Origin of the sequence: Telmatospirillum sp. J64-1 (assembly GCF_006980715.1) — a bacterium.
Classification (GTDB): domain Bacteria; phylum Pseudomonadota; class Alphaproteobacteria; order Rhodospirillales; family Magnetospirillaceae; genus Oleiliquidispirillum; species Oleiliquidispirillum nitrogeniifigens.
In genome coordinates this window covers 45,155-58,305 of the sequence record NZ_SBHN01000001.1, presented here as the reverse complement: position 1 = coordinate 58,305, position 13,151 = coordinate 45,155, and the positions used below count along the sequence as shown (strand labels likewise).

Genomic DNA, 13,151 nt, shown 5'->3' with positions numbered 1-13,151 from the left:
TGTAGGACCATGGCGATGGTAAGAAACCAGGCGCTGACGGATTTGGAGGGGAAGAAATGATTCGCAACAAGCTGGCTGCCATTACTCTGGTCGGCTTCGCCGCGCTAGTCTCGGCGCCGTTCGCCCATGCCGCCGACCTGAAGGTCGGTGTCTCGGCCGGTCCCTACGGTGATATCATGAAATTCGCTGGCGACCTTGCCGCGAAGGAAGGCATCAACGTTCAGGTGATCGAGTTCTCGGACTACACGCTGCCGAACACCGCCCTGGCGCAGAAAGACATCGACTTCAACAATTTCCAGCACAAGCCCTATCTCGAGAACCAGGTGGCGCAGCGCGGCTGGGATCTGGTGCCGGTGGCGCCGTCGATCATCGTGCCGATGGCCATCTACTCCAAGAAGATTTCCTCCTTCGACGAATTGCGGGACGGTGCGCAGGTCACCATCCCCAACGATCCGTCGAACGGTGCGCGCGGCTTGCAGCTACTGGAAAAGGCTGGCCTGATCAAGCTGGATCCGAAGGCGGGCACCAACGCGACCGTCATGGATATCGTCGAGAACCCGAAGAAGCTGCGGATCAGGGAAGTCGACGCCGCCCAGCTGCCGCGTTCGCTCGACGACGTGGATATCGCCGTCTGCACGCTGAACTACGCCATGTCGTCCGGCCTGAACCCCAATACCTCGCTGCTGTCCGAAGGCGCTGACAGCGAATGGGGCCTGTGGTTCGTCACGCGCGGCGACAACAAGGACGACCCGGCGATCCGCCGCTACATCGAGATCTACCGCTCGCCGGAAGTCAAAGAGTTCATTATGGAGAAATTCGAGGGTACCATCGTCACTTCGTGGTAATAGCATGCGCGGCGGCTCCCCACACAGAGCCGCCGCAACCCTCTTGGCGATACGGGTATGATCGAAATCCAGTCCATCACGAAAGTCTTTGATGGCCCGAAAGGGCCAGCAACCGTTCTCAAGGGCATCTCCCTCTCCATCGGCCGCGGCGAGATCTTCGGCATCATCGGTCGTTCGGGGGCGGGGAAGAGCACGCTGGTCCGCTGCATCAATGCGCTTGAACGTCCGACCTCCGGCCGCGTGGTGGTCAATGGCGTCACCGTGTCCGAGCTGACCGGCGCCGATCTGCGCGCCGCGCGCCGCGACATCGGCATGATCTTCCAGCACTTCAACCTGCTGTCCTCGCGCACCGTCTTCGATAATGTGGCGCTGCCGCTCGAACTGGCGGGCAAGCCCAAGGCCGAGATCGAGCAGACCGTCCTTCCCCTGCTCGACCTGGTCGGGCTGTCGGGCAAGCGTGACCAATATCCCTCGCAGCTTTCCGGCGGCCAGAAGCAGCGTGTCGGCATCGCCCGCGCGCTGTCGCTGAAGCCCAATGTCCTGCTGTGCGACGAAGCCACCAGCGCCCTCGACCCCGAGACCACGACGTCGATCCTCGCCCTGCTCAAGGACATCAATGCCAAGCTGGGCCTGACCATCGTGCTGATCACGCACGAGATGAACGTCATCAAGGAGATTTGCGACCGCGTCGCGGTGCTCGATCACGGCAATCTCGTCGAACTGGGCAGCGTCTTCGACGTCTTCTCCGATCCCAAGGCGGAGGTCAGCCAGAGCTTCGTGCGCGACGTGCTCAATCACGACCTGCCCAGCGAAGTGATGCGCCGCCTGCGTCCCACGGCGCCCGGCAATCCCGTGATCCGCATCACCTTCACCGGCCCCTCGGCCAACACGCCGGTCATCGCCGAGTTGATCCGCGATGTCGGCGTGGGCGTGAACATCCTGCACGGCCATATCGACTACATCCAGGGCCAGCCCTACGGCACCCTGGCCGCCGAACTGGACGGGCCCGCCGACGCCATCGAACAGGCCCTGGCCCATATCCGTGCAAAACTTCTGAAAGTGGAGGTTCTCGGCCATGTCGCCGATGATGATCGAGCTGCTGCTTGACGCCTTCATCGAGACGTTGATCATGGTCGGCGTCTCGGGTGTCATCGGGGCTGGGCTGGGTATCCCGCTGGGCGTTCTTCTGGTAGCGACCGGCCCGAAGCATATCCTGCCGAACAAGGCGGTGAACAAGATCGTCGGGACGGTGGCCAACATCATCCGCTCGACCCCGTTCATCATTCTGCTGGTGGCGATCATCCCCTTCACCCGCTTCGTGGTTGGCACCTCGATCGGCACCCCGGCGGCCATCGTGCCGCTGTCGCTGATCGCCATTCCCTTCGTCGGCCGCCTGGTCGAATCCTCGATCCGCGAGGTTGATGCCGGGCTGATCGAGGCGGCCCAGGCGATGGGCGCCACGCCCTTCCAGATCGTGGTCAAGGTCCTGCTGCCCGAGGCGATGCCCAGCATCATCGCCGGCCTGACCATCACCGTGGTCAGCCTGATCAACTATTCCGCCATGGCCGGTGCCGTGGGCGGCGGCGGCCTGGGCGACCTGGGCATCCGCTACGGCTATCAGCGCTTCCAGCCCGAGGTGATGGCGGCGGTGATCGTCATCCTGATCATCCTGGTGCAGGCGGTCCAAACCACCGGCGACTGGCTGGCCGTCAAGCTCAACAAGCGCAAGATCCAGTAGAACCCGGCCCTTCTGCCAAGCAGGGCAAGCAAAGCCCGGCCTCCCCGAGAGGCCGGGCTTTTTTCATGGCCGATATCCGGCCGCCGCTCAGCCGTGAGAAAGTCTTTTGTACCCAATTAGCGTTATGTTATAGCATAACCCTCATCGAGGCGAGGGAGCGGTGTACTCCCTTTTCCCTTTGCATCTCCCCGGTCGAGCCCGGTCCTCACGCGGTCCGGAGGCGAGGAGGAAGGCTCGTCCCTTCCCCTCCCCCACCTGTCTGAAGACGGGGCAATCGACAAGTCGGAACGGAACCAAGGATCTGAAAGATGAATGCGAGACGCGATGTCGCCGCAACCTGTCTGGTCGCATTGACGGCATTGGGCGGCACTGCCTGGGCTGAAGAACCGGTGCCGGAGCGCCATGCGTCGCCCACTTCCCCGATCACGCTGCCGAGCATCGTCGTAACGGCCACGGCCTCCGAGCGAGATGCCGCCGCCGCGCCTGCCAGCATTTCCGTCATCGACGGGGAAAGCCTGCGGCGCCAGCCGGTGAACGACTTGGCCGACGCCGTCAGGGGATCGGTCGGCATCAGCCTGGAGAATACCGGCCTGGGGCGGCGCGGAATTTCGATCCGCGGCATGAGTTCCGAACATACGCTGATCCTGGTCGATGGGCAGCGCATCACCTCGTCCGCGTCTTCCATCGCCCATTCGGATTTCGAGCAGGGCTGGGTGCCGACCGAAGCCATCGAACGGGTGGAAGTGGTGCGGGGACCGATGTCCTCGCTCTATGGCTCGGAAGCCCTGGGCGGCGTGGTCAACATCATCACCCGCTCGTCTACCGATCGCTGGCACGGCTCCGTCAGCAGCTATGCGCTGCTCAACGAACACGACCTCGATGGCAACCAGTACAAAGGCGGCTTCTATCTGGGCGGGCCGCTGGTGCCGGGCCGGCTGGGCCTGAATGTCTGGGGCGAATACCGGCACCGCGACGCCTTGCGCGACGCAGGCAACACCGCCCTGACCGCCATTGACGAGCAGCGTGTCAAGACGGGGCATCTCGGGCTGACCTGGACGCCGGATGATTATCAGCGCATCGACCTGTCCGTGACTGCGGGCGAGGAAGACCAGGAAGGTTTCCGGGGCGGTACATCGGGCCCCATCTACAAGGCCGAGAATGATGTCCAGCGCCGCCGTTATTCGGTTTCCCATGCCGGCGAATGGGGCTGGGGCGACACCCAGGTCAGGCTGTACCAGACCACGCTGGAGCGGAAAGTCAGCCGCAGCGATGGCGCCGATCTGAGCGGACCGAACCGCTTCACCGATACCGTGCTCGACGGCCGGGTGGGATTTGCCGCAGGGAATTCCCATAAGCTGACTCTGGGCGCGGAGACCCGGCGGGAAAGCCTGGAAGACCCGAACGTCAACCGCTCCGGCAAGAAGGAACAGACCCACTACGCCCTCTTCGCCCAGGATGAGATAGTGCTGGGGGAAAAGTGGGAGCTGGTTCTGGGCAGCCGCTTCGACCATCACGAGGATTTCGGCTGGGAAACCAGCCCCCGCGCCTATCTGCTGTTCCACCCCACCGATGAACTGACCTTCAAGGCGGGCATGGGCCGAGGCTTCAAGGCCCCCACGCTGAAGCAATTGTCTCCGGAATTCGAATCCCGGGCGGCCATGGGGGGACGGGGCATCATCCGCGGCAATCCCGACCTGCAACCCGAGACGAACCAGTCCTTCGAGCTGGGGGTGGCCTATGCCCGAGGCCCCTGGTCGGGCGGCGCCACCTTCTTCCACAATGATGTGCGGAACCTGATCGAGACCGTGCGGCAGCCGACCTGTTTCGAGCCCGGCCGTGTCTGCCTGGAATACGAAAACGTCGCCAAGGCCCGCCTGCAGGGGCTGGAACTGACCGCCGGACTGGACCTGACCGAACAGTGGCGCCTGGATGCCAACTACACCTATCTGGAAGCCCGCAACCAGACAACGGACGAGCGTCTGCCCGACCGTTCCCGCCACAGCGCCAATGCCACGCTGGCCTGGGCTCCCCTCGAACAACTGACCACCCGCATGCGGGTCGAATACAGCGGCTCGCAATATCGTTCGGCCACCGAACGTGAACGGCCCGACTACACCTTGTTGCACTGGTATGGGGACTACGCGCTGAACCGCAGCTTCAGCCTGCATTTCGGGATCGAGAACCTGACCGACGAACGCCTCGCCAATGACGACGCCAGCGTCTATGGCCGCGCGGATGAAGGGCGGCGCTACTTCGCCGGGCTGACAGGGAGGTTCTGATGCCGGGCTTCCGTCTCGTGGGATTGGCGCTCTGCTGCCTGCTGATCGGCTTGGCACCGGCCTGGGCGAATCCGGCAGAGATGCCGGTGGTGCAGGTGCTGCACAATGATTTCGTCTCGGCCGAGAAGTTCCAGCACCTGCGGAACTTCGCCACGCAGGAAGGGGTGGAGCTGCGGCATCTGAACGTCGAGAAGGAATCGGCGGAGGCGCTGAGAAACGCCGTCTCCTCCGCCACGCTCATCCTGCTGGATGTGCCGAGGCCGAATGACCGCGCGATGGTGACCCGGTATCTGGAACAGGTGCCCGGCCATGCCGAACACCCCCACCTGACGGTCGGCGGAGGCCGCCCCGCCTGGGAGAACCTGCCGCCGCAATATGGCGGGGCACTGACCGCGCTCTACGCCGCCGGGGGCGAGGACAATTTCCGCCGCTTCTTCGCGCTGGCCAGGGCGGTGCATGAGGGGGAAGCGCCCCCGCCCCATCTGCTCGCCGCGCCTGAACGCCTGCCCGCCACCGGCTTCTACCATCCGCAGGCGCCTCGGGTCTTCGAGAGCCTGACGGCCTATCTGGACTGGTATCCGACGCCCGATCAGCCTCCCGGCGGGCGGGTGGCCTTCCTGATCCATCAAGGCGTGGTGGCCAACATGCTCACCCGCGAGGTGGACGAACTGATCGCGCGCAGTGAGGCGGCGGGCCTGCACCCCATCGTCTTCTGGGCCGATGCGGCCGAGCCGGGGGGACTGGCCGGCATCCTTGCCCCCGGGCAGGTGGATGTGCTGGTCAACCTCTCCCACATGCAGGACGGCGCGGCACGCAGCCGGGACTTCCTGGCGCTCGACATTCCCGTCATCCAGACCCTGCGCTTCCGAGAGGGCGAGGCCGCCGACTGGCCCCGCGCGCCCAGCGGCGTGTCGGCGCGCACCGCCGCCGTCTTCCTGGCCGGACCGGAAGGCTGGGGCATCAGCGACCCGCTGGTGCTGTCGGCGGCGACGGCGGGCGTGGACGACCTGCTGCCCGCGCAGGCCGACGCCTTGATCGCCAAGCTGCAAAGCCTGGTGGCGCTGCGCCATACCCCTCCGGCCGACAAGAAGCTGGCGCTGATGTTCTGGAACTATCCGGCCGGCGAGAAGAATCTCGGCGCCTCGAACCTGAACATCCCGCGCAGCCTCGTCTCGATCCAGGCGGCGCTGGCGGCCCAAGGCTATGCGGTCGGCGAGCCGGTCAGCGAGGCGCAGGTCATCGCGGCGGGCCAGCGCATGCTGGGTGCCCTGTATGGCAGCGTACCGTTGGAGACGCTGCTGGAAGAGGACATGGCCGCACTCTATCCGCTGGCCGAGTATGAACGCTGGCTGCTCAGCCTGCCGCGTTACCGCCGGGCCGAACTGCGCCACGACGGTCCACCGGCATGGCATCGGGCGGTGCGCGAGATCGACGGCCAGCGTTATTTCGTCATTCCGCGCTGGAAGCTCGGGCAATTGCTAGTGATGCCGCAGATGCCGCGTCATGCCGAGCCGCACGGCCATTACCACGACACCGTCAGCGCCCCCGACCACCTCTACATGGCGGCCTATCTGTACCTGCAACACCATTACGCCGCCCAAGCCCTGATCCACCTGGGCACCCATGGCACGCAGGAATGGCTGCCCGGCAAGGACCGCGGACTGGCCGCCACCGATTATCCGTGGCTGGCCGTGGGCAACCTTCCGGTCTTCTACCCTTATATCCAGGACAATGTCGGCGAAGCCATCCAGGCCAAGCGGCGCGGCCGGGCCGTGACCGTCAGCCACCAGACCCCGCCCTTCGCCCCGGCCGGGCTGTACGATCAGTTGCGCGACCTGCACGAATTGATTCACGAGTACGAGCAACTGGACGAGGGCATGGTGCGCGAGCGGGTCAGCGCGCGGATCCGCGAGGCGGCCATCGCCGCCCATCTGCACGAGGATCTGGGCTGGATGGCAGAGCAGGCCGAAGAGGATTTCCCCGGCTTCCTGCAAGCATTGCATGACCAATTGCACGAACTGGCGCGCAGCGCCATGCCGCTGGGCCTGCATACCTTCGGCCAGCCGGCCAGTGCCGAACACCGTGTCAGCACCATCATGCAGCAGCTGGGCGAGCCCTTCTATGCCGCGCTGGGCGTCGATCCGGAAGAACTGTTCGTGGCCGATTATGCCGCCTTGCAGGACAACCCAGCCTTTCGGGCGGTGCGCCAGATGCTCGCCCCCGATGCCGCGCAGACATTGCCCCCCGCTTTGGCGGCCTTCACCGAACGGGCCCGCGAGCTGGATCAGCGCCTGCGCGACACGCAGGAGAACGAAGCCTTGCTGGCCGGGCTGGCGGGCCGGTTCGTGCGGCCCGGTTCCGGCGGCGATCCGATCCGCAATCCCGAGGTAGAGAGCGGCCGCAATCTCTATGCCTTCGAGGCCGACAAGATCCCGGCACGGGCCGCCTATGATTCGGCCGCCACCGCCTATGCGCAGCTGGTCGAGGCCTTCCGCGCTGAACATGACGGCGCCTGGCCGCAGAAACTGGCTTTCAGCCTATGGGCGTCGGAGGCGATCCGGCATCTGGGCGTGACCGAGGCGCAGATCCTGCACGCCCTGGGCCTGCGTCCGGTCTGGGACGCCGGCGGGCGTGTCACCGCGTTGGAGATCATTCCCTCCGCCGAACTGGGCCGTCCGCGCAACGACGTGGTGGTGCAGGTGACGGGTGTGTACCGCGACCAGTTCGACAGCTTCATGCGGCTGCTCGACGATGCCCTGGCGCGTCTGGCCGAACTGGACGAACCCGGCAACCCGATCGCCGCCAACAACCAGCGAATCGCCGCCTTGCTGCAAGAGAAGGGATTATCGGCCGAGGATGCCATTGCGGCTTCCCGCTACCGCATCTTCAGCAATGCCCCGGGCGAATACGGTACGGGCGTGCCCGAGCTGGCGCTGCGTTCGACCGAATGGGAAGACGATGCGGCACTGGCGCAGCAATTCCTCGCCAGCAGCCGCCACGCCTATGGCGGCCAGAACTGGGGCGAAAGCCCCGAGCAGGTCAACCTGCTGGCCGAGCAATTGCGCGGTACGCAGGCGGCCGTCATGTCGCGTTCGTCGAACCTGCATGGGGTGCTGTCCACCGACCATCCGTTCGAATTCCTGGGCGGCTTGTCGGCGGCCATCCGGCATCTGGACGGCCAGGCGCCGCAATTGCTGATCTCCGACCTGCGCCGCAGCGACGTCAAGACCACCGGGCTGGCCCGCTTCCTCGCCGACGAACTGCGCGTGCGTTACCTCAATCCGCAATGGATCGAAGCAATGCAGCAGGAGGGCTATGCCGGCACGTTGCAGATCCTCAACGCCACCAACAACCTGTTCGGCTGGCAGGTGGTGGATGCCTCTACCGTCCGTGACGATCAATGGCAATCGCTGTTCGACACCTATGTGACGGATAGCCGCGAATTGGGCACGCGCGAGTGGTTCGAGCAGCATAACCCCACGGCCCAGGCGCAAATGCTGGAACGCATGGCCGAAGCTATCCGCAAGGGCTATTGGGACGCCTCCGAACAGACCCGGCGGGAACTGGCACAAAGATGGCAGGAGTTGGAGCAGCAATTCGGCGTGAAGACCGGCGCCGAGATGACCCGCCGCTTCATCGCCGAGATGGCGCAGGGTTTCGGACTCGACGTGGCCCCCGCCCCCGCTACGGAGGCCGCACCCGCCTCTGCCGACATGCCGGAAGCCCCGCAGACCGCCGATACCCCCCTGGAATCCGTACAGGGGCAGGTGCTGGAGCCGGTCGAGCCCCCGCCTTCACCTGAAGACATCCATCAGAAATGGGTGCTGGCGCTGATGCTGCTTTTGATCGGCGGCGGTGCCCTGTGGCAGGCCATGAGCAGCCGCCGCATGCCGAGGATGACCGAATGACCTCTCTAGTCCGAGTTTCCCATGACCGTCTTCACTGAAATCGAAACCCTGCTCTACGCCATCTCGCGCATTTTCCTGGCGCCGGTGATGCTGCTGATCGCCGCCGCCTTGGCTTATTCCCTGGTGATGCTGGGCATCTTCGCCGTCGAGACATGGCAGCGCCGGAAAGGTTCGCACCCCCGCGCGCTGTTCGCCTATGCGCGGCAAGGCGCGGCGGGCGGCCAGCCCTTCATGGCCAGCGACGATCTGGAATTGTGGATCATGAAGCGGCTGGAATGGCTGCGCATCGTCTCGCGCACCACGCCCATGCTCGGCCTGATCGCCACCATGATCCCGATGGGACCGGCATTGCTGGCACTGGGCAACAATGACGGCGCGGCGGTCGGCCGGAACATGGTTGCCGCCTTCTCGGCGGTGATCCTGGCGCTGCTGGCCGCCAGCATCTGCTTTTTCATCCTGACCATTCGCCGCCGCTGGCTGCTGCAGGACCTGCGCGAGCTGGAACGGCAGCGCGAGAGGGAGGGACAAGCGTGATGCGCTTCCTCGATGACGAGGACAACGATCCCATGCTCTCGGTCGTCAACCTGATCGACCTGTTCCTGGTCATCATCGGCATGCTGATGGTGGTCATCGCCCAGAACCCGCTGAATCCGTTCTCGCAGGACAAGGTCGTGGTGATCGAGAAGCCGGGCGAGGCCGACATGCGCATCACCATCAAGGATGGACAGGAATTGACGCGCTATGAATCCAGCGGGGAAGTCGGCCAGGGCCAGGGCTCACGCGCAGGCGTCACCTACCGCCTCGATGACGGACGCATGATCTACGTGCCGGAGGACTGAGCCCGTATGAGCGGCAAGGTCACGTAGTTTCCTTCTTGTTTCGTAGCCCCAGGTCACGCTCAAGGCTGCTCAGCATCCTGACGGCATGCTGGGCATAATCGCCGATCCACCTGTCCGCTATTTCCTTGATCGGCAGGGCATTCAGGTGGTTCCAGCGTTCGCGCCCTTCGCGGGTCACCACGACCAGCCCGGCGTCATGCAGCACCTTCAGGTGCTGCATGACGGTGCACCTGTCCATATCGTGGAAATGCTGGCACAGCCCGCCCGTGGTCATCGGCTCCTTCTTCAGACAATCAAGGATCGCGCGGCGGCGCGCATGCGCCAGCGCCTTGAAAATCGGGTCGAAATCATCATTGGTTGACATGTTATATTTTTATAACATACTGAAGCCCAATGCAAGGGCAGGAGCATCCAATGGCTTTGGATTTCAGGGTGTCGGGGCGTATCGGACGACCGGTGGACGAGGTATTCGCGGCCATTGCCGAGCCCAAGAAGCTGAGCAGCTATTTCACCACTGTCGGCGGTGCGAGCGCCCCCCTGGTCAAAGGCACCGATGTGCTCTGGTGGGGCGAAACCGTCGTCTCCGTCCAGGACGTCGTCGTCAACGAGAGGATCGTCCTGTCCTGGAATGGCGGCACTTCGGAACAGGGCCAGCCATATTCGACGCGCGTGGAGATCACCTTCACGAGCCTTGAAGATGGGGGAACGCTCGTCACCATCGCCGAAAGCGGATGGGAAGAAACGGCTGCGGGACAGCGCTCTGCCTTCACCAACTGCGAAGGCTGGACGCAGATGCTGTGCTCGATGAAGGGCTGGCTCGAATACGGGATCAATCTGAGGGAAGGCTATTATCCCAGCGAAATGAAGGGACAGCCGGCCCGCGAGATCGCATGGACAGGGAAGGAGACCCGGAATGGCTGAGAAGATCACCGGCGGCATCAACATCGCCATGAAGGTCCCGGAGCATCAGTATGAACAGACAGTGGCCTTCTATCGGGACACGATCGGCCTGAAGGAATTGTCCGGCAAGGGGCCCGCAATCGGGTTCGAACTCGGGCCGAACCGATTATGGATCGACAGGGCACCGCAGATGAGCCAGGCAGAGGTTTGGCTGGAACTCTTCACACCCGATTTTGACGATACGGCCGGGCTTCTGTCTGCCTCGGGCGTGGTCCGCTGCGATAGGGTCGAGGAATTGCCCGAAGGCTTCCGGGGCGGATGGTTCATGAACCCCGCCAATATCGTCCATATGGTGCGTGAACCCGACGCTTGGTGAGTGAGAGCCCGTCAAGAACAGGAGCCCATCGCCTGCCACAGCCGCTCGAGCTTGTCTGGATTGCGGACGACATAGACTGCCGCGACGCGGCCCGCGCGAAGATCAAGCAGCGTGGCTTCCCGCGTGCCGTCCGCCTCCACCGTCAGGCAGGCGGGCAGGCCGTCGAGGACAAGCCTGCGCCTCCAGACCGGCGGTGCGAAATGCGGCTTTCCGGCGAGGCCGGTATAGAATCTGGCGATCCGGTCCGCCCCCTGGATCACGTTCCGCGCCGCCCGCTTCTTGCCGCCGCCGTCGGTATGCAGGCTGGCCGTCTCGACGAGCAGGCTCGCCAGCATTTCCGTGTCCCCCGATTTGGAGGCGGCAAAGAACGCATCGGCAATCGCGTCGGCTTCGTCCGGCTGGACCGTGAAGCGCGGGCGTCCGGCACGCACATGCTCGCGGGCACGGCTGGCGAGTTGGCGGCAGGATGCTTCGGAACGGCCCAGCGCTACGGCGACCTCGGCGAAGGGGACATCGAAGACATCGTGCAGGACGAAGGCCGCCCGCTCGAGCGGCGAAAGCCGCTCGAGCGCCAGCATCAGGGCGAAGGACACGTCACGCGCGACCGCCGCACCGGGTTCGGTGAAGACGGGATCTTCCAGGATCGGTTCGGGCAGCCAGGGACCGACATAAACCTCGCGATGCCGCTGGGCCTGCTTGAGCCGGTCGAGGCACAGCCGCGTCACGATCATGGACAGATAGGCCGATATGTTGCGCGGCATCTCGGCAACGCCCTGCCAGCGCAGCCAGGCATCCTGTACCGCGTCCTCGGCATCGCCGTAGGAACCGAGCATGCGATAGGCGAGGCCGAGCAGCCGTCCGCGCTCGGCCTCGAACCGCATCATGCGCTCATCCGCCTGGGCCTCAGGCCGCATCCGCCGCCACCGGGTGCTGGCTGCCGAAACCGATGGCCAGCCGGTTCCAGACATTGATCGCGCCGATCAGCAGGGTCAGTTTCACGATCTCATCTTCGGCGAATTGCGCCCGCAAACGCGCATACATCTCGTCGGACACCGGCGTGGTGGCGATCAGCGTCAGCGCCTCGGTCCATTCCAGCGCGGCCCGTTCGCGTGCGGAATAGAGCGAGGATTCCCGCCAGGCCGACAAAAGATACAGCCGTTCCTCGGTTTCGCCAGCGGCGCGCGCCTCCCGCGTATGCATATGCAGGCAATAGGCGCAGCCATTGATCTGCGAGGCCCTGGTCTTGACCAGTTCGATCAGGCTCATTTCCAGCCCGCTGTTGCGCACCGCCTGTTCGAAGGAGAGCATGGCCTGCATCATCTGCGGGGCGGCTTTGAAATAGTCGAGGCGTGTCTGCATCGCTCGGAGGTCCTTCTTGAAGAGAGTTGACCCCTTCAAGACGAGATAGCTCCGGCGAGTGTGACATCCTCTTCGAAAATTTTCCTCTTTCTTCTCTCCCCCTATCGGCTGGACGGCAGGATCAGCGCCGCAGCGCGATCGAGCCCGTCTGCGTCATGCCGGTAGCCATGTAACCGCCATCCACGGTCAGCACCTCGCCGTTGACATAGGAGGCGTGCGGGCTGGCGAGATAGGCCACGGCCTCGGCGATGTCCTCAGGCCGTCCCCGGCGACCGGTTGGAACCATGCCCAGCACCTTTTCCCATGTCTCTTGCGAATAGGCATTCAGCGTCATGGGGGTTTCGATGACGCCGGGGGCGACGGCATTGGCGGTGATGCCCAAAGGGCCGAGTTCCAGCGCGAATTGCCGCGTCAGGCCGATGATCGCGGCCTTCGAGGTGCCATAGGCGGCACGCCCTACCCCCGCGCGCTGGCCCGAGACCGAGGACAGGTTGACGATACGGCCATAGCCGCGCCGCGCCATGGTCCGCGCCGCGCGCTGTCCCGTCAGGAAGCTGCCGGCGACGTTCACCGACATGACCTTCTCGAAGGTCTCCAGGCGGAAATCCAGCAGCGGCTCGACGATGATCAGGCCAGCACTGTTCACCAGGATATCGACGCCATCCCACAGCGCCTCGGCCCGGGAAAAAGCGGCCTCGACCTGGGACGGATCGGTCACATCCATCGCCATGGCTTCGGCTGCCCCGCCCAGGCCACGGATTTCCTCGGCAACCCGATCCGCCGCCTCGGCGTTCAGGTCCGTCACCAGTATCTTCGCGCCACGGTGGGCAAGCGTCAGGGCGCATTGCCGACCGATCCCGGAACCGCCGCCCGTGACGAGAGCGGCGCCATATCCGCTTCTGTCCAT

13 protein-coding genes are annotated in these 13,151 nt (G+C 64.6%); 9 read left to right on the top strand and 4 right to left on the bottom strand.

Annotated elements, in window-relative coordinates; genetic code table 11:
- The first annotated feature begins 56 nt into the window (after window positions 1–56).
- The 7 genes from EPD66_RS00280 to EPD66_RS00250 all read left to right on the top strand — a co-directional run bounded on the left by EPD66_RS00280 (window position 57) and on the right by EPD66_RS00250 (window position 9,609).
- Window positions 57–845 (top strand): MetQ/NlpA family ABC transporter substrate-binding protein, encoded by a 789-nt coding sequence (locus EPD66_RS00280; protein ID WP_142846141.1) that lies wholly within the window; start codon window positions 57–59, stop codon window positions 843–845.
- Window positions 846–902: 57 nt separating this feature from the next.
- Window positions 903–1,952 carry a methionine ABC transporter ATP-binding protein gene (locus EPD66_RS00275; RefSeq protein WP_142846139.1) on the top strand — a complete coding sequence of 350 codons (1,050 nt, stop codon included), beginning with the start codon at window positions 903–905 and terminating at the stop codon, window positions 1,950–1,952.
- Window positions 1,921–2,583, top strand: coding sequence for a methionine ABC transporter permease (locus tag EPD66_RS00270; protein ID WP_142846137.1), 663 nt, complete (start codon window positions 1,921–1,923; stop codon window positions 2,581–2,583). Before EPD66_RS00275 ends, EPD66_RS00270 begins: the two co-directional genes overlap by 32 nt.
- 308 nt (window positions 2,584–2,891) lie before the next feature.
- Window positions 2,892–4,862, top strand: coding sequence for a TonB-dependent receptor domain-containing protein (locus tag EPD66_RS00265; RefSeq protein ID WP_142846134.1), 1,971 nt, complete (start codon window positions 2,892–2,894; stop codon window positions 4,860–4,862).
- Window positions 4,862–8,770 carry a cobaltochelatase subunit CobN gene (gene cobN, locus EPD66_RS00260; RefSeq protein WP_142846132.1) on the top strand — a complete coding sequence of 1,303 codons (3,909 nt, stop codon included), beginning with the start codon at window positions 4,862–4,864 and terminating at the stop codon, window positions 8,768–8,770. Before EPD66_RS00265 ends, cobN begins: the two co-directional genes overlap by 1 nt.
- Before the next feature lie 21 nt (window positions 8,771–8,791).
- On the top strand, window positions 8,792–9,304 hold the full coding sequence (locus EPD66_RS00255) for a MotA/TolQ/ExbB proton channel family protein (protein ID WP_142846130.1): 513 nt from the start codon (window positions 8,792–8,794) through the stop codon (window positions 9,302–9,304).
- Window positions 9,304–9,609: a DUF2149 domain-containing protein gene (locus tag EPD66_RS00250; RefSeq protein ID WP_142846818.1), complete on the top strand. Its 306-nt coding sequence runs from the start codon at window positions 9,304–9,306 to the stop codon at window positions 9,607–9,609. The genes EPD66_RS00255 and EPD66_RS00250 overlap by 1 nt, the downstream gene beginning before the upstream one ends.
- Before the next feature lie 19 nt (window positions 9,610–9,628).
- Here the strand turns inward: EPD66_RS00250 and EPD66_RS00245 are convergent, their stop codons facing one another.
- Window positions 9,629–9,973, bottom strand: a complete 345-nt coding sequence (locus EPD66_RS00245) for a helix-turn-helix transcriptional regulator (RefSeq protein WP_142846128.1) — start codon at window positions 9,971–9,973, stop codon at window positions 9,629–9,631.
- Window positions 9,974–10,023: 50 nt separating this feature from the next.
- Between EPD66_RS00245 and EPD66_RS00240 the strand changes: the two genes are divergently transcribed.
- Both EPD66_RS00240 and EPD66_RS00235 read left to right on the top strand, forming a co-directional pair.
- Window positions 10,024–10,530 carry an SRPBCC domain-containing protein gene (locus tag EPD66_RS00240; RefSeq protein ID WP_142846125.1) on the top strand — a complete coding sequence of 169 codons (507 nt, stop codon included), beginning with the start codon at window positions 10,024–10,026 and terminating at the stop codon, window positions 10,528–10,530.
- Window positions 10,523–10,885, top strand: coding sequence for a hypothetical protein (locus EPD66_RS00235; protein ID WP_142846123.1), 363 nt, complete (start codon window positions 10,523–10,525; stop codon window positions 10,883–10,885). The genes EPD66_RS00240 and EPD66_RS00235 overlap by 8 nt, the downstream gene beginning before the upstream one ends.
- A gap of 11 nt (window positions 10,886–10,896) precedes the next feature.
- Here EPD66_RS00235 and sigJ read toward each other — a convergent pair whose 3' ends face one another.
- From sigJ to EPD66_RS00220, 3 genes are all read right to left on the bottom strand, one after another.
- Window positions 10,897–11,769, bottom strand: coding sequence for an RNA polymerase sigma factor SigJ (gene sigJ, locus EPD66_RS00230; RefSeq protein WP_221930812.1), 873 nt, complete (start codon window positions 11,767–11,769; stop codon window positions 10,897–10,899).
- A 19-nt stretch (window positions 11,770–11,788) separates the two neighbouring features.
- Window positions 11,789–12,244, bottom strand: coding sequence for a carboxymuconolactone decarboxylase family protein (locus EPD66_RS00225; RefSeq protein ID WP_142846119.1), 456 nt, complete (start codon window positions 12,242–12,244; stop codon window positions 11,789–11,791).
- A 121-nt stretch (window positions 12,245–12,365) separates the two neighbouring features.
- Window positions 12,366–13,151 carry an SDR family NAD(P)-dependent oxidoreductase gene (locus tag EPD66_RS00220; RefSeq protein WP_142846117.1) on the bottom strand — a complete coding sequence of 262 codons (786 nt, stop codon included), beginning with the start codon at window positions 13,149–13,151 and terminating at the stop codon, window positions 12,366–12,368.